The organism is Bradyrhizobium sp. WYCCWR 12699 (assembly GCF_032144035.1).
Classification (GTDB): Bacteria; Pseudomonadota; Alphaproteobacteria; order Rhizobiales; family Xanthobacteraceae; genus Bradyrhizobium.
In genome coordinates, this window is sequence record NZ_JAVTJN010000033.1 from 522,209 (window position 1) to 543,272 (window position 21,064).

At 64.7% G+C, this 21,064-nt stretch carries 22 protein-coding genes; 14 read left to right on the plus strand and 8 right to left on the minus strand.

Going from position 1 to position 21,064, the window contains the following annotated elements; translation table 11 throughout:
• The first annotated feature begins 73 nt into the window (after positions 1 to 73).
• The 3 genes from RPS27_RS22665 (at position 74) to RPS27_RS22675 (ending at position 4,490) form a co-directional block, all read left to right on the plus strand.
• Positions 74 to 1,432: a histidine kinase gene (locus RPS27_RS22665; RefSeq protein ID WP_212069186.1), complete on the plus strand. Its 1,359-nt coding sequence runs from the start codon at positions 74 to 76 to the stop codon at positions 1,430 to 1,432.
• Between the two features lie 163 nt (positions 1,433 to 1,595).
• Positions 1,596 to 4,058 (plus strand): TonB-dependent receptor, encoded by a 2,463-nt coding sequence (locus RPS27_RS22670; protein ID WP_212069184.1) that lies wholly within the window; start codon positions 1,596 to 1,598, stop codon positions 4,056 to 4,058.
• A gap of 45 nt (positions 4,059 to 4,103) precedes the next feature.
• On the plus strand, positions 4,104 to 4,490 hold the full coding sequence (locus RPS27_RS22675; RefSeq protein WP_313754450.1) for a hypothetical protein: 387 nt from the start codon (positions 4,104 to 4,106) through the stop codon (positions 4,488 to 4,490).
• A 125-nt stretch (positions 4,491 to 4,615) separates the two neighbouring features.
• On the opposite strand, the gene RPS27_RS22680 is transcribed toward RPS27_RS22675, so the two are convergent.
• Positions 4,616 to 4,828, minus strand: a complete 213-nt coding sequence (locus RPS27_RS22680) for a hypothetical protein (RefSeq protein ID WP_313754579.1) — start codon at positions 4,826 to 4,828, stop codon at positions 4,616 to 4,618.
• A gap of 39 nt (positions 4,829 to 4,867) precedes the next feature.
• On the opposite strand from RPS27_RS22680, the gene RPS27_RS22685 reads away from it, so the two are divergent.
• Positions 4,868 to 5,278 carry a hypothetical protein gene (locus tag RPS27_RS22685; protein ID WP_313754451.1) on the plus strand — a complete coding sequence of 137 codons (411 nt, stop codon included), beginning with the start codon at positions 4,868 to 4,870 and terminating at the stop codon, positions 5,276 to 5,278.
• Between the two features lie 67 nt (positions 5,279 to 5,345).
• Here the strand turns inward: RPS27_RS22685 and RPS27_RS22690 are convergent, their stop codons facing one another.
• Positions 5,346 to 5,918, minus strand: coding sequence for a DUF4440 domain-containing protein (locus RPS27_RS22690; protein ID WP_313754452.1), 573 nt, complete (start codon positions 5,916 to 5,918; stop codon positions 5,346 to 5,348).
• A gap of 77 nt (positions 5,919 to 5,995) precedes the next feature.
• Between RPS27_RS22690 and RPS27_RS22695 the strand changes: the two genes are divergently transcribed.
• The 4 genes from RPS27_RS22695 to RPS27_RS22710 all read left to right on the plus strand — a co-directional run bounded on the left by RPS27_RS22695 (position 5,996) and on the right by RPS27_RS22710 (position 10,622).
• The gene (locus tag RPS27_RS22695) at positions 5,996 to 6,949 is read left to right on the plus strand and encodes a LysR family transcriptional regulator (protein WP_313754453.1); all 954 of its coding nucleotides are present in this window, start codon (positions 5,996 to 5,998) and stop codon (positions 6,947 to 6,949) included.
• 155 nt (positions 6,950 to 7,104) lie between these two features.
• Positions 7,105 to 8,562, plus strand: coding sequence for a GH1 family beta-glucosidase (locus RPS27_RS22700; RefSeq protein WP_313754454.1), 1,458 nt, complete (start codon positions 7,105 to 7,107; stop codon positions 8,560 to 8,562).
• Positions 8,563 to 8,806: 244 nt separating this feature from the next.
• Entirely contained in the window at positions 8,807 to 10,039 is a 1,233-nt protein-coding gene (locus RPS27_RS22705; RefSeq protein WP_313754455.1) for an acetyl-CoA C-acetyltransferase, read from the plus strand.
• 280 nt (positions 10,040 to 10,319) lie between these two features.
• The gene (locus tag RPS27_RS22710; RefSeq protein ID WP_094891268.1) at positions 10,320 to 10,622 is read left to right on the plus strand and encodes an HU family DNA-binding protein; all 303 of its coding nucleotides are present in this window, start codon (positions 10,320 to 10,322) and stop codon (positions 10,620 to 10,622) included.
• 71 nt (positions 10,623 to 10,693) lie between these two features.
• Here the strand turns inward: RPS27_RS22710 and RPS27_RS22715 are convergent, their stop codons facing one another.
• The 5 genes from RPS27_RS22715 to RPS27_RS22735 form a co-directional block, all read right to left on the minus strand.
• Entirely contained in the window at positions 10,694 to 10,849 is a 156-nt protein-coding gene (locus RPS27_RS22715) for a hypothetical protein (RefSeq protein WP_194403553.1), read from the minus strand.
• A gap of 5 nt (positions 10,850 to 10,854) precedes the next feature.
• The gene (gene lon, locus RPS27_RS22720) at positions 10,855 to 13,236 is read right to left on the minus strand and encodes an endopeptidase La (protein WP_409517564.1); all 2,382 of its coding nucleotides are present in this window, start codon (positions 13,234 to 13,236) and stop codon (positions 10,855 to 10,857) included.
• Between the two features lie 5 nt (positions 13,237 to 13,241).
• Positions 13,242 to 13,625 (minus strand): Hsp20/alpha crystallin family protein, encoded by a 384-nt coding sequence (locus RPS27_RS22725; protein ID WP_135161854.1) that lies wholly within the window; start codon positions 13,623 to 13,625, stop codon positions 13,242 to 13,244.
• A gap of 178 nt (positions 13,626 to 13,803) precedes the next feature.
• A complete protein-coding gene (locus RPS27_RS22730; protein WP_194403550.1) occupies positions 13,804 to 14,367 on the minus strand; it encodes a ferritin-like domain-containing protein in 564 nt (187 codons plus the stop codon).
• 112 nt (positions 14,368 to 14,479) lie between these two features.
• Positions 14,480 to 14,686, minus strand: coding sequence for a hypothetical protein (locus RPS27_RS22735; RefSeq protein ID WP_018320686.1), 207 nt, complete (start codon positions 14,684 to 14,686; stop codon positions 14,480 to 14,482).
• 87 nt (positions 14,687 to 14,773) lie between these two features.
• On the opposite strand from RPS27_RS22735, the gene RPS27_RS22740 reads away from it, so the two are divergent.
• The 3 genes from RPS27_RS22740 to RPS27_RS22750 all read left to right on the plus strand — a co-directional run bounded on the left by RPS27_RS22740 (position 14,774) and on the right by RPS27_RS22750 (position 18,010).
• Positions 14,774 to 15,400, plus strand: coding sequence for a MarC family protein (locus RPS27_RS22740; RefSeq protein ID WP_313754457.1), 627 nt, complete (start codon positions 14,774 to 14,776; stop codon positions 15,398 to 15,400).
• Between the two features lie 156 nt (positions 15,401 to 15,556).
• Complete coding sequence (locus RPS27_RS22745) at positions 15,557 to 16,210, plus strand: L-fuculose-phosphate aldolase (RefSeq protein WP_313754458.1); 654 nt, start codon at positions 15,557 to 15,559, stop codon at positions 16,208 to 16,210.
• A gap of 12 nt (positions 16,211 to 16,222) precedes the next feature.
• A complete protein-coding gene (locus tag RPS27_RS22750) occupies positions 16,223 to 18,010 on the plus strand; it encodes a chloride channel protein (RefSeq protein WP_313754459.1) in 1,788 nt (595 codons plus the stop codon).
• A gap of 54 nt (positions 18,011 to 18,064) precedes the next feature.
• Here the strand turns inward: RPS27_RS22750 and RPS27_RS22755 are convergent, their stop codons facing one another.
• The gene (locus tag RPS27_RS22755; protein WP_313754460.1) at positions 18,065 to 18,322 is read right to left on the minus strand and encodes a DUF2798 domain-containing protein; all 258 of its coding nucleotides are present in this window, start codon (positions 18,320 to 18,322) and stop codon (positions 18,065 to 18,067) included.
• A 291-nt stretch (positions 18,323 to 18,613) separates the two neighbouring features.
• Between RPS27_RS22755 and RPS27_RS22760 the strand changes: the two genes are divergently transcribed.
• From RPS27_RS22760 to RPS27_RS22770, 3 genes are all read left to right on the plus strand, one after another.
• Complete coding sequence (locus RPS27_RS22760) at positions 18,614 to 19,021, plus strand: hypothetical protein (RefSeq protein WP_194403545.1); 408 nt, start codon at positions 18,614 to 18,616, stop codon at positions 19,019 to 19,021.
• A gap of 1,265 nt (positions 19,022 to 20,286) precedes the next feature.
• The gene (locus tag RPS27_RS22765; protein WP_285807421.1) at positions 20,287 to 20,562 is read left to right on the plus strand and encodes a hypothetical protein; all 276 of its coding nucleotides are present in this window, start codon (positions 20,287 to 20,289) and stop codon (positions 20,560 to 20,562) included.
• Between the two features lie 87 nt (positions 20,563 to 20,649).
• Positions 20,650 to 21,063 carry a DUF3830 family protein gene (locus RPS27_RS22770; protein ID WP_313754461.1) on the plus strand — a complete coding sequence of 138 codons (414 nt, stop codon included), beginning with the start codon at positions 20,650 to 20,652 and terminating at the stop codon, positions 21,061 to 21,063.
• Position 21,064 lies beyond the last annotated feature (1 nt).

Below are 21,064 nucleotides of genomic sequence, written 5' to 3' on the forward strand. Positions count from 1 at the left end.
TATCCGCCGCTTCGCCTCTGTCAACGTCATCGGACAGGGGCGGGCAGAGCTTCGCGAGGCACGGGCGACACCAATGTGGCAAAATCTATCCTTGCGCGGGCGCATCAACCTGTTGCTGGCGCTGCTGCTGGCGCTGGGGCTCGCCGTCAATATCGGCCGGCAGGTCGCGGAAGCAGGTCCCCGCGTGCAGGCCGAGGACCAGAGCGTGATCCGCCTGGCGCGCGAGTTCATCGAGATGATCGTCGCCGATCTCAACGAAGCGCCCGATCCGGATGCCAGGCTGAACCAGATCGCACGCGATCTCAGTCGTCTGCGCCATGTCAGCATCGCGCTCCGGGACGAAGGAGGTCGTCCACTGACGACGCCGCGGACAGACGCCGATGACGACACGCGCGGGCCGCCGGCCTGGTTCGTCAGCCTGGTTCATCCCGAGCAGACCGCGGTCAGCGTGCCCGTCTCGATCCATGGCAAGCCGGGCTCGCTCCTGATCACCGCGCATCCCGACGACGAGATCGCCGAGATCTGGGACGCCATCGTCACCCAGCTCGAGGTCGGCTCCGCGATCGCGCTGGCGCTGTTTTTCCTGATGATGACCGTGGTCGGCCGGGCCCTGGCGCCGCTGCGGTCGTTGGCGGAGGCGATGGGGAAGCTCGAAGGCGGACATTACGAGGCCCGTGTCACGCCGGGCGGCGCGCCGGAGCTCGCCGCGATCTGCACCAAGCTCAACCACCTGGCCGCAACGCTTCATGAGGCGGTCGAGGACAAGCGGCGGCTCGCCGAGCGCGCAGTGTCGCTCCAGGACATCGAGCGCAAGGAGATCGCGCGCGAGCTCCACGACGAGTTCGGGCCGTATCTGTTCTCGCTGCGCGCGCATGCCAGCGCGCTCGCGAAGCAGGCGGATGGACGCGTTCCGAGCACCGAAGCCGTGCGAAAACACGGCAGCGCCATGCTGGAGCAGATCAACGCGCTGCAGCAATTCAATCGCCGCGTGCTGGAGCGGCTCCGGCCCGTCGGTCTCGCTGAACTGGGCCTGCGGCAGGCGCTGGAATCGCTTTCGCGGCTGTGGCGGGAATCGCATCCCGATGTCGCGATCGAGACCGTGATCTCACCCGCGCTGGGCGCGACGGGTGAGACCGCCGACCTCACCATCTACCGCATCGTGCAGGAGGCGCTCACCAACGTGTTCCGCCACGCCGGCGCGACCTCGGTCAATGTCGTCATCGAGCCGGCGGAGCAGATGGCGAACGATGGCCGCGTCTGCGCCCGGGTACGGGTCAGCGACAATGGCCGCGGCATGGAGCCGGGCCAGAAGCTCGGCTTCGGCCTCGTCGGCATGCGCGAGCGGATTCTGGCGCTCGGCGGCACGCTTAACGTCGTCTCCGGCGCCGGCGGCTTGACGGTAGAGGCGCTGGTTCCGACTGCGGCCGCCTAGTGGCGCCCGAGGCGGTCGGGAATAATTCCCGATTTCGTCGGGAAAACGGGTGCGGATATTGCCCGACCTTTTGTGGCTGGCGCACCCGTTGCGGCCGAATACACTCGTCCCGACCAATCGGCGAAGAGCAAAACAGCCGGTGGTCACGGATGGGAAGGCGGGGATGGGCAAGGTTCTTCGGTTCAAGCGTCATGTGTTGATGGTGTCGACCGGTCTGGTGTCCGGGCTGGTGTTTGCGGGCCCCGCCGGGGCCGCGCCGGACGAGGAGACCAACGTCCAGAACTTGCCGCCGGTCGAAGTGGCGGCGCCGCCGCCATCGGTGGCAAGGCGCACGGCGCCGACCAGGCCGGTCGCGCGCATCGGGGCCGCGCAGTCCGCGAGCCCTCGCACACGCATCTACGTCTACCCGACCGCGCCGGGTACGGGCAGGGGTCTCGATGTCGACAAGGTCCCGTCGGCGATCAACGCCGTCGATCCGAGCCAGATCAAGCGCACCGGTTCGCTGAACATCACCGACGCCCTGCGCGACAACATCGCCGGCGTCAACATCACTGAGGTCACCGGCAATCCGTTCCAGCCGGATGTCGAGTTTCGCGGCTTCGTCGCCTCGCCCGTGACGGGCACGCCGCAGGGCCTGGCGGTGTATCAGAACGGCGTGCGCATCAACGAGGCCTTCTCGGATGCCGTCAATTGGGACCTGATCCCGACCGCCGCGATCAGATCGGTGACGCTGGTGACCAACAATCCAGCCTTCGGCCTCAACGCGCTAGGCGGCGCCATCAATCTGCAAATGAAGGACGGCTTCACTTACCAGGGCGCCGAGATCGACGTGATGGGCGGCTCGTTCGGGCGCATCCAGGGCTCGGCGCAATGGGGCAAGCAGGTCGACAAGAACTACGGCGTCTACGCCGCGCTCGAAGGCCTGCGTGACAACGGCTTCCGCAATTTCTCGCAATCGACCGTGCGGCGCTTCTACGGCGATGTCGGCTACAAGGCCGGCGACAGCGAATTCCACGCCAATATGGGCGTCGCCAAGAACGATTTCGGCGCCAGCGCCACCGTCCCGGCCGAGCTGCTCGACAAATACTGGGGCGCGACCTACACCACCCCGCAGACCACATCCAACCGCGTCGGCTATCTCAATCTGACCGGCAAGGCCGATGCGACGCCGACCTGGACCCTCGAAGGCGCTGCGCATGTGCGCAGATACGAGCAGAAGCTGGTCGACGGTAATCCGACTGACGCGCAGGAGTGCGCCGATCCGGCATTGCTCTGCTTCGGCGATGACGCCACGCCCGCGAATGGCGCGGGCGGCGTTCAGCTTGCCAATCCCTTTGCGCCGGGAACGATCCTCGGCGAGATCGACCGCAGCACGATACGTTCGACCAGTTTCGGCGTGTCAGGGCAGGCTACCAACACCGATCAACTGTTCGGGCATGACAACCGCTTCGTGATGGGCGCGAGCTATGACGCAGGCGTCACGCGGTACAACGCCACCGCCGAGATCGGGTCGATCGGGGAAAACTACGTCGTCAACGGGAGCGGCCTCTTCCTCGGGCCGACCGGCCAGCCGACGACAGTTGCCGGCCCCGTCTCGCTGCGGACCGTCAATCAATATAACGGCCTCTATGCGATGGACACCTTCAACGTTACGAATGCCTTCGCCATCACCGGCGGCGGCCGTTTCAACATTGCGCGGATTTCGCTGGAGGATCAGCTCGGAGCCGATCTCAACGGCGATCACACCTTCACGCGCTTCAATCCGGTGATCGGCGGCACCTACAAGATCACGCCGGAGTTGACCGCCTATGCCGGTTACTCCGAGGCCAACCGCGTGCCCACGCCGCTCGAGCTCGGCTGCTCCGATCCAGCCCGCCCCTGCCTGATCGCGGCGTTTCTGGTCTCCGACCCGCCGCTCAAGCAGGTGGTGTCCAAGACCGTGGAAGCCGGCCTGCGCGGCACCAAGGAGTTGAACATCGGCACCCTCGGCTGGAAGATCGGCGGCTTCCGCGCGACGAATTACGACGACATCGTGGCGGTACCCGTCGTCGGCCGAACCGGCTTCGGCTATTTCTCAAACGTCGGCCGGACCCGCCGGCAGGGCCTCGAGGCCGAAGTCAACATCAAATCGCCGACGCTGCAGTTCCAGGCGAGCTACGCCTTCGTCGACGCGCGCTATCTTGACCCGCTCGAGCTCGGCTCGGAAAGCCCGTTTGCCGACGGTAACGACAACATCCATGTCGTTCCCGGCAACCAACTTCCCGCCATCCCCCGCCACCGGGTCAAGGTCGGCGTCGACTACGCCGTGACCGACGTCTGGAAGGTCGGCGGCAACGCGCTGTTCGTCTCCAGCCAATATCTGGTCGGCGACGAGTCCAACCAATATGCCAAGCTGCCGTCCTATACCGTGTTCAATCTCCACACCTCCTACCAGGTGGCGAAAAACATCCAGCTCTACGGCCGCGTCGACAACGTCTTCGACAAACGCTATGCGACCTATGGACAGTTCTTCGACCGGGAGGCCTTGCCCAACTTCACCAATGGCGGCGCCGAATTCACCGACCCGCGCTCGCTGAGCCCGGCCCGGCCGCGGGCGTTCTACGCGGGGATGCGGGTGACGTTCTAGGTACGGGTGCCGCGCCCCTGGTGTCCGCGATAGCGCTCGCTGAGCTTGGCAGAATATTCCGCCTCCGGCATGATGGTTTCGGAGGCCTGCTTTGCCGTGTCGTTGAAGAATCCGGATGCCGTCGCTTCGATCGTTGCAGCGCTTCGGCGCGTCTATGGCGATGAGATCGCGCGACTCATGCTCGTCGAGGGTATGACTCTCGCCGATTTGATCGATGCGATGTTTTCCGCGTCCCCGAGCCACCGCGATGCCGTTCGAGACATTACCGACGGATTGGACGATTTCGTCGTTTCGCCGGACCTCGGTCTGATGTGGCACCTCAAGTACATCTATGGCGACGAGCCCGGCTCCCTGCACGTCGTGGACATGGAGATCGCCACGCCGAATGGCACGCTGGCAAGCAAGGACGTCTGGCTTCGTCTGTCATCTTAGAGGCGCGGTCCTTTGGACGATCTGGTCCCGGCACCGGCAAAGAGCGGGACGTCGTCGTCTTCACCAATCAGAAACCATGTCAAATGATCCGAAAAGTTTAACGAAACCGCTCGGCGGTCTCCGCGTCAGTTTGTCGGAGGGCCGATGTCATGATAGAGCGCCAATTGAGAGAGCAGGAATGCCGGATCGCGCGTTACCGGCGGTTGGAGCGGGAGGTTACGGATCCGCTTGCGGCGTGTCTGCTTCACGGCATCGTCGAGGAGCTTGAAGCCGAGCTGCGCAAGGACAGGCCGGATTGGCACGGGCCGCGCGATTAACGCTTTCTTAGCGCTAATCATGCGGATTATCGTGGAGGGTTGCCAGGGGAGACTGCTCCCATGCTGAAGGACGGGACATACGCGGCGTGGTACAAGACGCCGCTCGACCAGGGTACCGGGATCGTCCATGTCGCGGATGGACAGATCTGGGGCCGCGACAGCCTGATGACCTATCATGGCTCGTGTCACGTCGACGGAGATCGCTTCACCGCCACCGTGTCGACGAAGCGCCATACCGACGGCCGTGCAACGGTGTTCGGCATAGACGACGAGCTCACGTTGGACATCGAGGGAAACTGCCCCGGCAAGATCGCGACCTACACCGCGACGGCACAACAAGTGCCCGGAATGATTCTCCAGGGAACGCTCATTCTCACCGAACAGCAGCCGCCGGCCGGTGAACAACGAGCCGAGCAGCGCCCGGCGTTCAATCCCGACAAGCTGCCGAAGTTGCCCAAGCGCTCGCGCTGAGAAACCTCTGGCGGGCTGCTGGGGGCATTCTGAAACGGCTGACCGGAAGAACCAGCGAGAAGGGACACTATTCTTTCTCCAACCCGCCCCGGGCGAGTAGCGCCGCTTGCTGCAGGGTGACGCTGCGGACCAGCGGATCCGCATGGCGGTGCACGAGCTGCCAATCCATGCCGTCCTTGCGGTAGACTTCAGTGACGCGGAGCGACCAGTCTTGAGCGGCCAATCCGCCGACTTCGGCGCGCTGATGTTCCACCATGACAAGAACGACAAGCGCGTCCGACGCAAGCGTTTGCACCACCTCGAGGTCGGTTTCGCCCTCCCTGAAGTACCGCGATAGGTCAGCCAAGCGTTTGGGGCTGGCGTCAAATCCGTGACTGGCAGGCCCGCCAAAGGGCTGCATCAACGTGAAATCCGGTGCGATGCGGACAAGCTCCAGCCAGCCATCCATGTCGCCACGCATGAAGGCGGCATTCTTCCGGCGCGCGCGTTCGATGAGGTTCGCTGTTACCTCGGGCCCGGCGGCCGCGTCGGCCGAAAGCTGAACCAGAGGCACTGCAGCCGCAGCGGCCATCATCGCGCGCCGCGACAACTTTTGCTGCCTGGATGCCGATCGGGTCTGTATGGACGCCTTCTTGGTCATTTCGCAGCTCCTGGTCCAACGGGTGCCCATCCATGAAGTCTTGAGCTCGATGAATCCAGCGATATGATTTCAGCAACATGCTGAATCAAATTGATCTATCCAGGATTGATCTGAATCTCCTCGTGCTCTTCCGCGTGGTCCTGGAAGAACGTCATGTCGGCCGGGCAGCCGCTCGGCTGAGCCTGACGCCGTCGGCTGTAAGCCATGCGCTTGGCCGGCTCCGGCTTCTGCTGAATGACCCGCTGTTTCTGCGGACACCTAAGGGGGTGGTTCCGACGGCGCGGGCCCTGGAGCTTGGGGAGCCCGTAGCCGAGATCATCGCACGCATCGAACGATTGATCGGCTCGGCCGCACCGTTCGACCCGAAGACAAGCAGTCGCCGGTTCACGATTGGCGCTCCCGATGCCGTACTGGTCTCGGCAATCGGTCCGCTCCTGCGATCGATTGCCACTACGGCGCCTCACATTGACATCGGGCTGATCCACCTGATGCCGGCGCCGCGCGGCGGCGCGATCGGAGAGCCTTGGCAGGAGAATCTCGACATGCTCGAAAGACGCGAGCTCGACATCGCGATGCTGCCGCTGCCGGCGGTATCACCTCGTTTCGAGGCGCGGAGGCTTTACGAGGAAGACTTCGTGCTGGCCATGCGCAAGGGACATCCCTTGGCAAGAGCGCCCAGCCATGCTGCATTCGCGCAATCGCAGCACATGCTGGTCTCTCTCAGTGGTGAGCCACGCGGCTTCGTCGATGAGATGTTGGCCAAGCGCGGCCTCGAACGCCGCATCGCCCTGACCGTTCCGAATTTCATGATGGCGCTGGCCCAGCTTTCGGAATCCGATCTGATCGCGGCATTGCCACGCCGACTGATCGAGCAGTATGCCGGCCGCTTCGGCCTGGTGTTCGTTGAACTGCCTTTCGCCCGCAAGGCGGATACGATCCGGGCCATCGCCACCAAGGCGGCGATGAGAGACGCCGGCATCGCGTGGCTGATGCAGGTTGTGGTCGGGTCAATCGGAACAAGCCGACGCTAGAATCGTCACACCGAATTCGAGAGGCGTTCATCCCGGAATGGGCGCGACATTTTGCCTGCCGCACCTTGTACCGCTCTGAGTGCCCGACACCGCTTCTCAAATGGCCTGGAAATGTCCATTGTGCCGGCCCGAAAGAGAGAAGAGGAGCATCATTGATGACGGATACGGTCTCGCGCCGCCAGTTTGCCAAGCTGGCGGGGTTGTCCGCAGCCGGGATTGCAAATCCTCTCGAGGCCGTCGATGCCAAGCCGGCAGCGCCGCCGCGCGCGGGCTTTCCGGCAGGCTTCGTCTGGGGTACGGCGACCTCGTCCTATCAGGTCGAGGGCGCGGTCGACGAGGACGGGCGAGGGGCCTCGATCTGGGACAAGTTCGTGCGCATCCCCGGCAAGATCGAGGACGGCACCACTGGTGACCGCGCCAATGAGCATTATCACCGCTACAAGGAGGACATCGCGCTGATCAAGGCGCTGGGCTGCAAGGCCTACCGCTTCTCGGTGGCTTGGCCGCGGCTGTTCCCGGATGGCGACGGCAAGCCCAACCCGAAGGGGCTCGACTTCTACAATAGGCTTGTCGACGAGCTCCTGAAGAACGGCATCGAGCCGTGGCTGACGCTCTATCATTGGGACCTGCCGCAATCGCTTCAGGATCGCTTCGGCGGCTGGCGCTCGACGGAAACCTGCAAGATCTTCGGTGACTACGCGGCTTATGTCGCCGAGCATCTGACCGATCGCGTCAAGAACGTCTTCACGTTGAACGAGAGCGGGCGCTTCGTCTATTTCGGCTACGGCATCGGCATCGACGCGCCGGGCTTGAGGCTGCCGCAAGCCGAGGTCAACCAGATCAGGCACAACAGCGCGCTGGCGCACGGGCTCGCGGTGCAGGCCGTGCGCGCCCACGGCCGGCGCGGCACCAGGGTCGGGCCGGCCGAGAATATCGATGCCTGCGCGCCCGCGATCGACACGCCGGAGAACGTTCGTGCCGCCGAGATCGCGCTGCGCGAGATGAACGCCGGCTATCTCAACGTCATCATGACGGGCCGCTACACCGACGCTTTCCTGAAATTCGCCGGCGCCAACGCGCCGAAATTCACCGACGCGGAACTCAAGATCATCTCCTCGCCGGTCGATTTCCTCGGCCTCAACATCTACGCGCCCCAGAACTACGTGGTGGCCTCGGACCAGGGCGCGGGCTTCATGCCGCTGCCCATCCCGAACTCGTTCCCGCACATGAATTCGGACTGGCTGCGCGTCGGGCCGGAGACGCTCTATTGGGTGCCGAAGCTGGCGGCAAAGATCTGGAAGACGGATGCGATCTATATCAGCGAGAACGGCGCCTCCGGCGACGACGTCGTCACGCCGGACGGCAAGATCTACGACACCGACCGCATCATGTACCTGCGCAACTATCTCGCCCAGCTGCAGCGCGCCACGGCCGAAGGCGTGCCGGTGCGCGGCTATTTCCTCTGGAGCCTGATGGACAATTTCGAGTGGGTCTACGGGTTGAACAAGCGTTTCGGGCTGTACCATGTCAATTTCGACACCCAGGTCCGCACGCCAAAACTCAGCGCCAGCTTCTATCGCAACGTGATCGCGAAGAACGCGGCGGGGGCGTGATGTCTTCTCCCGCGTAAAATCACCAGAGGTCGTCATGCCCGGGCTGTCCCGGGCATCCACGTTCTTGGCGCCGCGTAGCAAGACGTGGAGGGCCGGGACAAGCCGGCCATGATGTCGGCGGAGGCTTTCGTGCGGCGGAAAATCCGGGTGAGGGGCGGGAGAGGACGTGGCGCCCACGCATTGACTCTCTTCTTCCGCTTATTCAGAACCGTCCTCAACGCTCAAAACAAAGAGGACAACGCCCATGACCGATGCACTCATCATCGATGCCTGCCGCACCCCGCGCGGCGTCGGCAAGGCCGGCAAGGGAGCGCTTTCGGGCATCCATCCGCAGCAGCTCGGCGCAACCGTGCTGCGCGCGCTCGCGGAGCGCACCGGCATCAACACGGCCGACGTCGACGACATCGTCTGGGGCTGCAGCGCGCAGGTCGCGACGCAAGGCGGCGATCTCGGCCGGATGTCGGCGCTCGATGCCGGCTACGACGTGCGCGCCAGCGCCGTGACGCTGGACCGTTTTTGCGGAAGCGGCATCACCAGCGTCAACATGGCGGCATCCTCGATCATGGCAGGCGCGGAAGACCTCGTCATCGCGGGCGGCTGCGAGATGATGTCGATGGAAGGACGCCGCGGCTCAGGCCCGATGATGATGGACAACGGCAATCTGCGTCTGCGGGCTAAGCATCCGCAGTCGCATCAGGGCGTCTGCGCGGACGCCATCGCGACGCTGGAAGGCATTACCCGAGGGGACGTCGACGCGCTCGGGCTAGAGAGCCAGAAGCGCGCCGCGCATGCGATGGCGAACGGGTATTTCAAGAAGAGCCTCGTGCCCGTTCACCGGGAGGACGGCAGCCTCGCGCTCGACCATGAGGAATATCCGCGGCCGCAGACCACGATGGAGGGGTTGAGCAGCCTGAAGCCGGCATTCCCCGCGGTCGCCGACTACGTGCTCGACGACAAGGGCACGACCTATCGCGGCCTGATCCTGCAGAAATACCCGGAGCTGAACATCGACTTCGTGCACCACGCCGGCAATTCCTCCGGCGTCGTCGACGGCGCCGCCGCCATCCTCCTGGCTTCACCCGCTTACGCCAAAGCGCATGGCCTCAAAGCCCGCGCCCGCGTCGTCGCGATGGCGAACATGGGAGACTCGCCGACCCTGATGCTGAACGCGCCGGTGCCGGCGACGCGCAAGGTGCTGGCAAAGGCGGGCCTCTCCATCGACGACATCGACCTGTTCGAGATCAACGAGGCGTTCGCGGTGGTGGCGGAAAAATACATCCGCGACCTCAAGCTCGATCGCGCCAAGGTCAACGTCAATGGCGGCTCGATCGCGCTCGGCCATCCCATCGGTGCCACCGGCTCGATCCTGATCGGCACCGTGCTCGACGAGCTCGAACGGCGCGACCTCAAACGCGGTCTCGTCACCATGTGCGCCGCCGGCGGCATGGCGCCCGCCATCATCATCGAGCGCGTCTAGCCTTATTTTCTAGGGTGAAACACGCGCCTCCTTTGACAAAGAGGCCGGTCGTCGCTTGTCGAAAGTGGCGAATCAGTTCTAGCAAGATGTCGTGCGGGCCTTTGAAACAAGGCAAAATCCGCTGCCTGAGGCTTCTCCCGCTCTGGAAGCAGCTAAAATGCAGGGTTTTTTGCCATAGAGGGCCAAAAAAGCCCGTAAAACCGCGACAAAACTGTGCAGAAGGCTATAGGCCTTCGCCGGTTGGTCTAATATGCAGCCGTCACGAATCAGAGGAGACACGATGGCAACCCAGATGTCCAAATCGCAACTGATCGAAAAGATTGCGACCGCTACCGAGCTTTCCAAGCGCGACGTCAAGAGCGTCATGGAGACGCTGACCGACGTCGGTCACAAGGAGCTCAAGAAGAACGGCCTGTTCCTGGTGCCGGGCTTCGCCAAGTTCGTCGTCATCAAGAAGCCCGCGACCAAGGCACGCAAGGGCACCAACCCGTTCACGGGCGAAGAGATGATGTTCAAGGCCAAGCCGGCTCGCAAGATCGTCCGCGCCCGCCCGGTCAAGGCGGCCAAGGACGCCGTTGGCTAACGACGCAAAGGCCCCCTTGGCTAGAGGGGGCCTTTTGGTTGGGGCAGCCGCGAGGACTTGAGACGGAGGGCTCAACCCTTGCGGCGCTTCACCCGGACCGGAACCGGCTGAAGCCGCGGTTCGGGTCCTGCAAGCGCATCGCGCACCCGGTCAACGGCACGATCGAGCAGCTGGCGCAGCCGCTGCGTTTTCCGAGATCGCTTCGCGTCTTCGAGCAGTTTCTTCATCGCATTCACTCCGCCGCCTCGACCTTTGCCTCGACCGGCTCGAGCGCGGCCGCGATGGCTTCGTCGACGCGCTCCAGCCAGATGAATTCGAGGTTGTCCCGCGCGCTCTTCGGGATGTCGTCGTAGTCCCGCTTGTTGCGCGCCGGCAGCATCACCCGCTTCAGGCCGGCGGCCGCGGCTGCGACCACCTTCTCCTTGATGCCGCCGACCGGCAGCACCAGGCCGCGCAGCGAGATCTCGCCGGTCATGGCGGTGTCGCTGCGCACCGTGCGATTGGTGAGCAGGGACGTCAGCGCCGTGAACATCGCAACCCCCGCGCTCGGTCCGTCCTTCGGGGTCGCGCCCGCGGGAACGTGAACGTGGATGTCGCTCTTCTCGAACGCCTGCGGATCGATGCCGAGCTGCGAGGCTTTGCTCTTCACCAGCGTCATCGCCGCCTGCACGCTTTCGCGCATGACGTCGCCGAGCTGGCCGGTCAGGATCATGCCGCCCTTGCCGGGCACCTTTGACGCCTCGATGAACAGGATGTCGCCGCCAACAGGCGTCCAGGCAAGGCCGGTGGCCACGCCCGGAATGCTGGTGCGCTGCGCGATCTCGCCTTCGAAGCGCGGCTGGCCGAGCACCGTGCCGATGTCTTTCACAGTGATCACGACCTTCGCGGCCGTGCCCTCGGCGACCTGCACCGCGGCATGCCGGAACAGCTTGCCGATCTCGCGCTCGAGGTTACGCACGCCGGCCTCGCGGGTGTAGCCCTTGACCACCAGCTTCAGCGCCTCCGGCTCGATCTCGGCCTGCTCGGCCGAAAGGCCGTTGGCCTCCAGCTGCCGCCGCACCAGATAGCGCCGCGCGATCTCCAGCTTCTCGTCCTCGGTGTAACCGGCGAGGCTGATCAGCTCCATGCGGTCCAGCAGCGGACCCGGGATCTGGTCCAGCATGTTGGCGGTCGCGATGAACACCACGCGCGACAAGTCGAAGGGCACGCCCAGGTAATTGTCCCGGAACGTCCCGTTCTGCTCGGGGTCGAGCACCTCCAGCATGGCGGCCGAGGGATCGCCCTGCACGCCACGGCCCATCTTGTCGATCTCGTCCAGCATCATGACGCAGTTGCGACTGCCTGCCTTCTTGATGCCCTGGATGATGTTGCCGGGCAGCGCACCGATATAGGTGCGCCGGTGGCCGCGGATCTCGGCCTCGTCATGCACGCCGCCGAGGCTGACGCGCACGAAGGGGCGATCCATCGCGCGTGCGATGGATTGGCCGAGCGAGGTCTTGCCGACGCCGGGCGGGCCGACGAAGCACAGGATCGGGGCCTTGCCCTGCGGGGCCAGCTTGCGCACCGCCAGATATTCGATGATCCGGCTCTTGATCTTCTCCAGGCCGAAATGGTCGGCATCCAGGATGGCGCGCGCCGCCTTGATGTCGATCGGCTTCTCCGCGGGCAGCGCCCAGGGCAGCTCGATCAGCCAGTCGAGATAGGTGCGGACCATGCCGGCCTCGCCGGCGGCCTCCGGCATGCGCTCGTAGCGGCGCAGCTCCTTCCTGGCGTGCGCGTCAGCCTCGGGCGGCATGTTGGCCTTGGCGATGGCAGACGTCAGCTCGGCGACCTCGGCCGCCTTGCCGTCGCCTTCGCCCAGTTGCCGCTGAATGGTCGCCATCTGCTCGCGCAGGATCGCCTCGCGCTGCCGCTCGTCGAAGGATGCCTTGGTCTTCTGGCCGATCTCGTTACTGATGCGCAGCACCTCCAGCCGCTCGGCCAGGTGCTTGGACACCTTCTCGACGCGCAAAGCGAGGTCGATGGTTTCCAGGACCTCCTGCTTGTCCTGCGGCTTGATGTCCATGAACGAGGTCGCGAGGTCCGCCAGCGCGCCGGGCGCACTGGTGCCCTGGAACATCGCGGCCAGCTCGGGCGGCGCCTGCGGCAGCAGCTCGATGGCCTCGATGGCCTGGCGCTGCAGGTTCAGGGCCCGCGCCTCGATCTCCGGCGAGGTCGTGGTCGGCTCGGGGATCTGCTGGAAGCGCGCGACCGGGAACGGCGTCCCCGGCAGGAAGTCGAGCAGGCGCGCGCGCTGCACGCCCTGGCAGACGATGTGGTGGGTGCCGTCGGGCGCGGTGATGTAGCGCACGATGTTGGCGATGGTCGCGACCCGGTAGAGATCGTCGGCTCCGGGCGCCTCGGTCTCGGGGCTGCGTTGCAGGACGATGCCGATCGGCCGCTGCTCGCGCAACGCCTGCTGCGCGGCGGCGATGGACTTCGCACGGCCGATCGTGATCGGTGCGATGGCGCCGGGGAACAGCACCATCTCGCGTACGGGGACGATGATCAGCGCGTCGTCGGGGATCTTCACGTCGTTATCAGTCTGTTCGTTGTTCATCTGTTCGGCCATGATCGACCTCAGGATTTGGCAAGGCGCAGCGCGACGCAGCCGTCCATCACGAAGCGGCTGATGGCGTAGCGGCCGAGGGGCAATGCAATGCGGCGCTCGAAGCGCCCCTGCGGCAGTTCGAGCCGGTGGATGCGGGCGTTGCGGAGCTCCGGGGGCAGGGTGCGCTGGCCGGAGATGACGAGCACGCCGTCATGGATGACCGTCTCGACATTGTCCGGATTGACGCCGGGAAGCGCGACCAGGATCAGAAGCTCGTGCTCGGTCTCGAGCACGTCGATCGGCGGCTCCCAGCAGGCTTCCTGGCGGCCGAACTGCTGGCGCAGCCGGTCGGCGCGGGTCAGCGAGTCCAGGGCTTCGGACAGCATCCAGTCGAGGGGATTTTTTGGTTGCATGTTGGGGCTCAGGGGGTGGGAAAGCCTGCATATGGGGCCGGTTCCCGGGAAATCCAGTGCGGCGGCGCTGACGTGCCATGCGCTGTCGTGCGATTGAAAAACAAACGCCGCGGCCCTGGCCCAACGAGCAAACGCCGCGGCACAGGCCGCGGCGTTTCGTCATCGGCAGCGGCGCGCGTCAGGCCGCCGCGCGATACTCTTCTTCCGCTTCGAGGTTGATCACGGACGTGGCGAGCTCCGTCAGCGTGTGATCGGTCGCCTCTTCCTCGTCCAGCGTCGCCTGAAGCAGCCTTGCCGCGTCCGGCATGCCGAGCTCCTCGGCCCAGGTGCGCAAGGTGCCATAGCGCGAGATCTCGTAGTGCTCGACCGCCTGGGCGGCCGCGAGCAGCCCCGCATCGAGCGCCGGGGCGCCCTTGAAGTCCTTCATGATCTCGGCGCCCTCGTCGGTGATGCCGTTGATGGCCTCGCAGGGCTTGCCGCGCGCCGGCTTGCCCAGCATCTTGAAGATCTGGTCCAGCCGCTTGACCTGGCCCTGGGTCTCCCGCAGGTGCTTGTTGAAGGCGGCAGCCAGCTCCTTCGATTGCGCGGCCTTGGCCATCTTCGGCAAGGTCTTGATGATCTTGTTCTCCGCGAAATAGATGTCCTTCAGCGTCTCCAGAAACAGGTCGCTGAGCATCTTGGGCGCCTGACGCGGTCGGCGCGCCGCGGTCTTCTTCGTCGTGCGCTTCTTTGCTTTAGCCATACATCCTCCTCATGAGGTGACACGGGAAGGCCTCGCCCTCCTCAATCCTCAGGCGATCAAAGCCGCTTCATGAACGAAAGTTCCAAACGGCTAAATTGCACGCGGCGCTCACTCAGGTCGGACGCTTGTAGGGATCTTCCTGGCGCTGTCGTGCCTCGGTGTTGCGATCGAGCTGCGCGCGCTCGCTGCGCCTGAGGTGGCCGGCCTTCATCACGCCATAGACGAGGACCCCGCCGAGCACGAACGCGCCGATGAACCAGAGCCAGAGCAGGTTGGCCGAGAGCTGGCCGAGGAGCATTCCGATTCCACTGTCGCTCATTGTCGTCTCCGGTGATTTGCAAAGCGGCTTTGCTGGGCTAAGTCAGCCCGGCTGCCATCGTTCCTGCGTCCAAGGACCACGCCGACCATGCTCGACTTCGCCCTGTCCGCCTTCGTGACGCTGCTGCTGGTTGTCGATCCGGTTGGCCTCGCGCCGGCCTTCATCGCGGCCACCGGGAGCATGCCCGACACGGCCAAACGCACGATCGCGTTGCGCGCGCCGCTGATCGCGGCCTCGATCCTGGTGATGATCGCGCTGGTCGGAAACTGGCTGCTGCGCCAGCTCGGGATCGGCATCCCCGCCTTCCAGATCGCCGGCGGGCTACTGCTGTTCGGCGTGTCCTACCAGATGATCTTCGGCGATCGACCGCATCGCGAGGCCCGCGAGGCCGACAAGGCAACCGCGGAGCACGCCTCCGATGTCGCAGTGTTTCCCCTGGCCATCCCCATGATGGCCGGCCCCGGGGCGATCGCGACAACGCTGCTTCTTTCCGGTAGCGCCGATTATGGGGCAAGGCTCGCGATCATCATCGCCGTCGTCCTGTCGGTCTGCCTGCTTTGCATGCTGTGCTTTGTCTCGGCCCACCTGATCGCGAAGACCCTCGGACGCACCGGAAATGCCGTGCTCTCGCGCGTTCTCGGCATGCTGCTCGCGGCCTATTCCGTGCAGTTCGTGATCAACGGGATTGCGGCCGTCCGGGCCGGCCTGTCATAGGGCTGCGACGTCAGGTGAATCCGTTGATTTTGCCGCCCATTTCGTGATTTTGCCGGAAGGGCGCCGCGGCGACACCCGATCCGGGCCGCTTTCGCTTGCACTGCCATGTTGCTTTGACGTACTTCCGGTCTAACAAGCCCATCGTCAGGAATCGGGATGTCGATGACAACGGACGAGGTCGCCAAGAGACAGGCCATCATCGACGCTTGCCGGCGCATGAATGCGCTCGGCATCAACCAGGGCACCTCCGGCAATATCTCCGTCCGGCATGTGGACGGGCTCTTGGTCACGCCGACCAGCGTGCCCTATGAGGCCATGACGCCCGAGCAGATCGTCTTCATGACCATGGACGGCGCGCATGCGCCCGATCAGAAGCCGTCGAGCGAATGGCGGTTTCACCGCGGCATCCTGAAGTCGCGGCCCGACGTCAACGCCGTGGTGCACGCCCATCCGACCTATTGCACCATCCTGGCGATCATGGGCATGGAGATTCCGCCGGTGCACTACATGATCGCGGCGGCCGGCGGCGACAGCATCCGCTGCGCGCCCTATGCGACGTTCGGAACCGCGGAATTGTCCGAACATGCGGTGCGGGCGCTGGAGGGCCGGCTGGCCTGCCTGCTCGACCATCACGGCATGATCGCGATCGGCAAGACATTGGACAAGGCGATGTGGCTCGCCGTCGAGGTCGAGACGCTGGCGCGGCAATATCACGGCTGTCTCCAGGTCGGGCAACCGCCGTTGCTCCCCAGCGAGGAGATCGAGCGGGTCCGCCAGCGCATGGCCGGCTACGGCCTGTCGGAAGGGTAGGGCAGGCAGAAAGTGTTCGTGCGGCTCAGGCATCTCGTCGATCGCAAGGGAACGAACCGGACCATGGTTCGGCTGCGCGCCCTCTTGCGCAGCAACGAGTTCTACCTGATCCCGCTGGCGCTGGTGATCGGCACGCTGGCCGGGGCGATCGTGACGCTGATGGCCGAGATCGCGCAGATCGCGCATGTGGTGATCTACGGCATCCCCATCGACGTGCGCCTCTCCTCCAATGCCTATGTGAGTCCGTGGGCGGCGCTGATCGCGCCTGCGCTCGGCGGGCTGGCGCTCGGCATCATGGAATGGTCGCGGCGGCGCATGAAGATCTCGAGCGCGGTCGACCCGATCGAGGCGAATGCGCTGCGCGGCGGCAATCTGTCGATGCGCGACAGCGTGGTGGTGTCGAGCCAGACGCTGATCTCCAACGGCTGCGGCGCATCGGTCGGCCTCGAGGCGGGCTATACCCAGATCGGCTCGGGGATCGCCTCGCTGTTGGGCAAGTTCTTCAATCTGCGCCGCAACGATCTACGCCTGATGGTCGGTTGCGGGGCTGCCGCGGCGATCGCGGCGGCGTTCGGCGCGCCGATCACCGGGGCCTTCTATGCCTGCGAGCTGATCGTCGGCGTCTATTCGGTCGGCAGCGCCGCGCCGATCCTGGCCGCCTCGCTCGCCGGCGCGCTGACCGCGCAATGGCTCGGCGGCGCGCCGTACTCGCTGGAAATCCCAAAGGTCAGCGCCGTCGGCGTCGAGCAATACCTGGCCCTGATCGGGCTCGCGCTGGTCACCAGCGGCGTCGGCATCGCCGTGATGCGCTCCTCGCCGATGTTCGAGCGGCTGTTCAAATGGATGCCGGTCTGGTTGCGACCGGTGACCGGCGGTCTCATCGTCGGCGGATTCGCGATCGTCACGCCGCAGGTGCTGGCGGCCGGCCACGGCGCCATGGTGCTCGATCTCTTTCACGAGATGGCGATCGGCATGATCGCGCTGATCATCGCCTTGAAGGTGACGGCCTGCCTGATCTCGCTCGCCTCGGGCTTCCGCGGCGGTCTGTTTTTCGCATCGCTGTTCGTCGGCAGCCTGATCGGCAAGTTCTTCGCCGCGGTGCTGCTCCTGATCAGTCCGAACTTTGCGATCGATCCGCTGGTCGCGATGCTGACGGGCATGGCGACACTCGGCGTCGCCATCGTCGGCGGCCCGCTCACCATGTCGTTCCTGGTGCTCGAGATGACCCGGAACGTCGACGTCACCGCCGTGGTGCTGGCCGGCTGCATCGTCACCTCGATCTGCGTCCGCTTCATGTTCGGCCATTCCTTCTCGACCTGGCGTCTGCATCTGCGTGGCGAGACCATCCGCAGCGCCAATGACGTCGGCTGGCTGCGCAATCTCACCGTGGAGCGCTTGATGCGCTCCGATGTCGGCAAGGTGCCCTCGACCACCACGATCGCCGCCGTCCGCCGCGAATTCGTGCTGGGCTCGCGGCCGGGCGTGGTTATCGTTAACAACGCCGACGAATATGTCGGGCTCGTCTTGCTGCCCGATCTGTTCTCCAACGACCTCGACACCATCGCTGACGAGATCCAGGTGATCGAGCTCGCCCGTCTGATCGACATCGTGCTGATCCCGGAAATGAACGTGAAGTCGGCGATGGCGGTGTTCGACGAGGCCGAAGCCGAGATGCTGGCGGTGGTCGATTCCACCGACAGCCGCAAGGTGGTCGGCTTCCTCACCGAAAACTTCGCCCGCCGCCGCTATGTCGAGGAGATCGACAAGGCGACGCGCGGCGTGCTGGGCGCGCTGTCGTAGGATCACGGAGCCTTGGGTGCGGGACGGCGGCTCCATGCGCCGCCGTCCACGCCATTATCGCCCCGGGTGAGACGGGGACGCGACAAGGAGCGTCACGATCCGCCGGACCATCGGCAGCACCACGAGCAGCGTCGGAAAGGCGACCAGCCAGGATAGCGCCCAGGCGCCCGGCCAGGTCGCGAGGAACGCCGGCGTTGCTCCCAGGCTCCGAAGTGTCGAAATGACCGACACCACGGCCGTCATGAGGATGGACAGCACGAATGGCATCACGACCGGCGCATAGCGCGCAGGCAGTTTGCGAACCACAATCATCTGATTTCTCTTGGAAAAGGACGCGTCAGTCACGTTGAACCCATAAAATAGCATCGATCCCGACGGCGTCGGTTGATGCGTTGGTTCACGTGAAACGCTTACGGCGACCGAAAAACGGCGCGGCTGTTCATTATCCGCTCAGGTTGGAGGGCGCAAGCTGGGATGTGGCCGTTCGATTTACAATCGTTCGAAGCGTGGCGGATTGCCGCGATCAGGAAACCATTTCAGTGGTTTGCGCGTTACACACCGTTTGCTTATCTATTTTTTGAGCCAGAACAGAGGAAGATCAAGATGAGTGATGGACCGAAGAGATCCGCAGCCGGCCGCAACACGGTCCTGGCCGCGCTCGCAGGTGTGGCGCTGCTCGCAGCCTCTGCGTCGCCCTCGGCCGCGGCGTCCCAGGGGTCGGCCCCGGCGGTGTCCGCAAAGGCTGCAGCGGCAGCCCAAGCTTCCTCCGACGTCACCGATTTCAGCGCAGCCCGGCGTCACCATTATTATCGACGCGGGCCGAACGCCGCCGGTCTCGCCTTCATGGGCCTTGCTGCGGGGGTGATCGGTGGCGCCATCGCCGAGAGCCGGCGTCAGGAGTATTACGAGAACCGCTATTACGGCCCGCGCCGTTACTACGGCGGCCCAGGCTATTACGGCGGCGGTGGCGGTCTGTATTACGACCCGGGCTACGGCTACCAGCCATATTAGGCGGTCGTTTCGTCCGGATGAAGCCAACGGGTCGGCGCGAAGTGCCGCCCGGCGCAATCCGTAGAGACAATGAGCGACTCCATCGCCGTCACCCCCGCGTGACGGCAGAGCCGCTGTCGCTGGATGTGCTCGCCTCTCCGGCGGGCCTCGAAGGATGACGGAGCGGGGAAGCCTGGCCTGTGTTGCCCTCGGTCAATCCGTCTCGCTAAAAATATTCCACTTTACCGAAATTCGGTTTTGGCGTATGTGTCGCCCATCCCGGCTTATCCAAGAGGGGCGATCTCGAGGTCGTCTTGATCGCGAGCCGGGCTTGCGGTGGACGCGGCAGCGTCGGCATGAGAGGTGCGGGCAGGGCGGGTAGTCCCTGTGAGCCCGCGGCCGCGTGCAGACGAGCGGCGCTGCTAGGCTTCGTCTCGCCAGTAAGTTTTCAGCTTTGTCGACAGGGCTGGGAATACTGCGGCGAAAGGACGGGCCGTGCGTACGGCAAAACCGTGTGGTCCTGGCCGTCGTTGCTACGGTCAAGCCGGATCGAAGATGCGCGCGAGCCCAACCGGGTGGACGGCATCATCCAATTCGAACGGCGAGGGAGGCCAAAGGAAAGTTCGGCTCCCGGGAGAGCGCGGCATAAGCCGTCCGACCATCGCGCAGGGAAGGCCGAGTGATCGGCACCACCTGTATGCTGCTGTGCGGTTTTCTGCGTGCGCGTGCAATTCGCGCAGCGGACCGCGGGTGCGATGTCAGCACCCGGCCTTCCCTGTGCCCTCTTGGATTTGAGGGTGGAGCGACGAAGCAAAGCTCGGGCGAAATCAGCCGCGAGGCTGCGAAAGTATGTCTGCGATCTGAACTGCGTGCCACGCACTGGGATTTCGTAGGGCGGGGAAAGCGATGCCGTCGCCTCATCCTCCGTCATCGCGAGCGGAGCGAAGCATCCGGAAATCCATCCGTGGAGAGATTCTAGAAGCTTCGTCGCATCAGCGCAAAATTGCTCGGCAATTTTGTCGCGAGCTTCTCGCAATGACGTGGAGAGAGTGCCTCACACTCCTTTCGCGTGCCCCGGACGCAGCGCAGCGCCCTTGCGATGCGCTGCAGAGCCGGGACACGCGATGACCTGCTGCCTCCTGTTCTTTCGTTCCGCCCCGGTCATCCGATGCGAAGCCCGCCGGCACACGCCGGTCAAATATTCGGCAATCATGCCCACTAGCGCCGATGGACTTGCCGGCCGCAATCCGGTTCAATGGCATCAATTAAGCTTCCAGGCGACAACGATGTCGAGATATCTGCTGGTCCTGCTGCTGCTGGCCTCGCCGGTGGCGGCGCAAGTCAAGATGACGCCGAAGACCAATGCGGCGCATCCCGATCCCTGTGCCCCGATCGGGCGGACCGCGGATGGCAAGCTGGTGTATTCGATGAAATGCGAGACCCTGCCGACACCGCCCGCACCGTCGCCGGAAGCGGAACTGAAGGAGGCGCCGGCGCAGGCAGCGGCCGAGCCGGAGGTCAGGCGGAGCGGCATTTTCGGCTGGTCCTACGACCGCAGGTGATGCGACCGCGCCACTTGCGCGAAGCGGGCGGGAGTGCTCTTGCTTGAGCGTTTCCCGGGGCCACCCGGCCCGATCCAGAGAGACGCGATGAGCAAACTCGTTATCCGCGCCGGCGAATTCAGCTTCGACGCCCGCTTCGAGGAGCAGCTGGCACCCAAGACGGTCGCCGCCTTTCGCAAGTCGCTGCCGTTCGAAAGCCACATCATTCACGTGCGCTGGAGCGGCGAAGCCGTGTGGATGCCGCTCGGCGATCTCGATTTCGGCGTCAGCTACGAGAATCCCACCAGCTATCCCGCGCCCGGCCATATCATTCTCTATCCCGGCGGCATCAGCGAGACCGAGATCCTGCTGGCCTATGGCGGCGTGCGTTTCGCGAGCAAGATGGGGCAGCTCGCCGGCAACCATTTCATCACGCTGACCTCTGGCCTTGAGAATCTCGCAACACTGGGCAAGAGCGTGCTGTGGAAGGGCGCCCTGCCGATCCGCTTCGAGGAAGTCTGAC

Excerpts from the sequence above, each read along its gene's own strand:
- RPS27_RS22745 (WP_313754458.1), top strand. The coding sequence starts at position 15,557 with ATGTCGATGACAACGGACGAGGTCGCCAAGAGACAGGCCATCATCGAC.
- RPS27_RS22710 (WP_094891268.1), top strand. The coding sequence starts at position 10,320 with ATGGCAACCCAGATGTCCAAATCGCAACTGATCGAAAAGATTGCGACC.
- RPS27_RS22695 (WP_313754453.1), top strand. The coding sequence starts at position 5,996 with ATGCTGAATCAAATTGATCTATCCAGGATTGATCTGAATCTCCTCGTG.
- RPS27_RS22740 (WP_313754457.1), top strand. The coding sequence starts at position 14,774 with ATGCTCGACTTCGCCCTGTCCGCCTTCGTGACGCTGCTGCTGGTTGTC.
- RPS27_RS22700 (WP_313754454.1), top strand. The coding sequence starts at position 7,105 with ATGACGGATACGGTCTCGCGCCGCCAGTTTGCCAAGCTGGCGGGGTTG.
- RPS27_RS22705 (WP_313754455.1), top strand. The coding sequence starts at position 8,807 with ATGACCGATGCACTCATCATCGATGCCTGCCGCACCCCGCGCGGCGTC.
- RPS27_RS22760 (WP_194403545.1), top strand. The coding sequence starts at position 18,614 with ATGAGTGATGGACCGAAGAGATCCGCAGCCGGCCGCAACACGGTCCTG.
- RPS27_RS22770 (WP_313754461.1), top strand. The coding sequence starts at position 20,650 with ATGAGCAAACTCGTTATCCGCGCCGGCGAATTCAGCTTCGACGCCCGC.
- RPS27_RS22765 (WP_285807421.1), top strand. The coding sequence starts at position 20,287 with ATGTCGAGATATCTGCTGGTCCTGCTGCTGCTGGCCTCGCCGGTGGCG.
- RPS27_RS22670 (WP_212069184.1), top strand. The coding sequence starts at position 1,596 with ATGGGCAAGGTTCTTCGGTTCAAGCGTCATGTGTTGATGGTGTCGACC.
- RPS27_RS22730 (WP_194403550.1), bottom strand. The coding sequence starts at position 14,367 with ATGGCTAAAGCAAAGAAGCGCACGACGAAGAAGACCGCGGCGCGCCGA.
- RPS27_RS22665 (WP_212069186.1), top strand. The coding sequence starts at position 74 with ATGTGGCAAAATCTATCCTTGCGCGGGCGCATCAACCTGTTGCTGGCG.
- RPS27_RS22685 (WP_313754451.1), top strand. The coding sequence starts at position 4,868 with ATGCTGAAGGACGGGACATACGCGGCGTGGTACAAGACGCCGCTCGAC.
- RPS27_RS22735 (WP_018320686.1), bottom strand. The coding sequence starts at position 14,686 with ATGAGCGACAGTGGAATCGGAATGCTCCTCGGCCAGCTCTCGGCCAAC.
- RPS27_RS22715 (WP_194403553.1), bottom strand. The coding sequence starts at position 10,849 with ATGAAGAAACTGCTCGAAGACGCGAAGCGATCTCGGAAAACGCAGCGG.
- RPS27_RS22690 (WP_313754452.1), bottom strand. The coding sequence starts at position 5,918 with ATGACCAAGAAGGCGTCCATACAGACCCGATCGGCATCCAGGCAGCAA.
- RPS27_RS22755 (WP_313754460.1), bottom strand. The coding sequence starts at position 18,322 with ATGATTGTGGTTCGCAAACTGCCTGCGCGCTATGCGCCGGTCGTGATG.
- RPS27_RS22725 (WP_135161854.1), bottom strand. The coding sequence starts at position 13,625 with ATGCAACCAAAAAATCCCCTCGACTGGATGCTGTCCGAAGCCCTGGAC.
- RPS27_RS22680 (WP_313754579.1), bottom strand. The coding sequence starts at position 4,828 with ATGATTAGCGCTAAGAAAGCGTTAATCGCGCGGCCCGTGCCAATCCGG.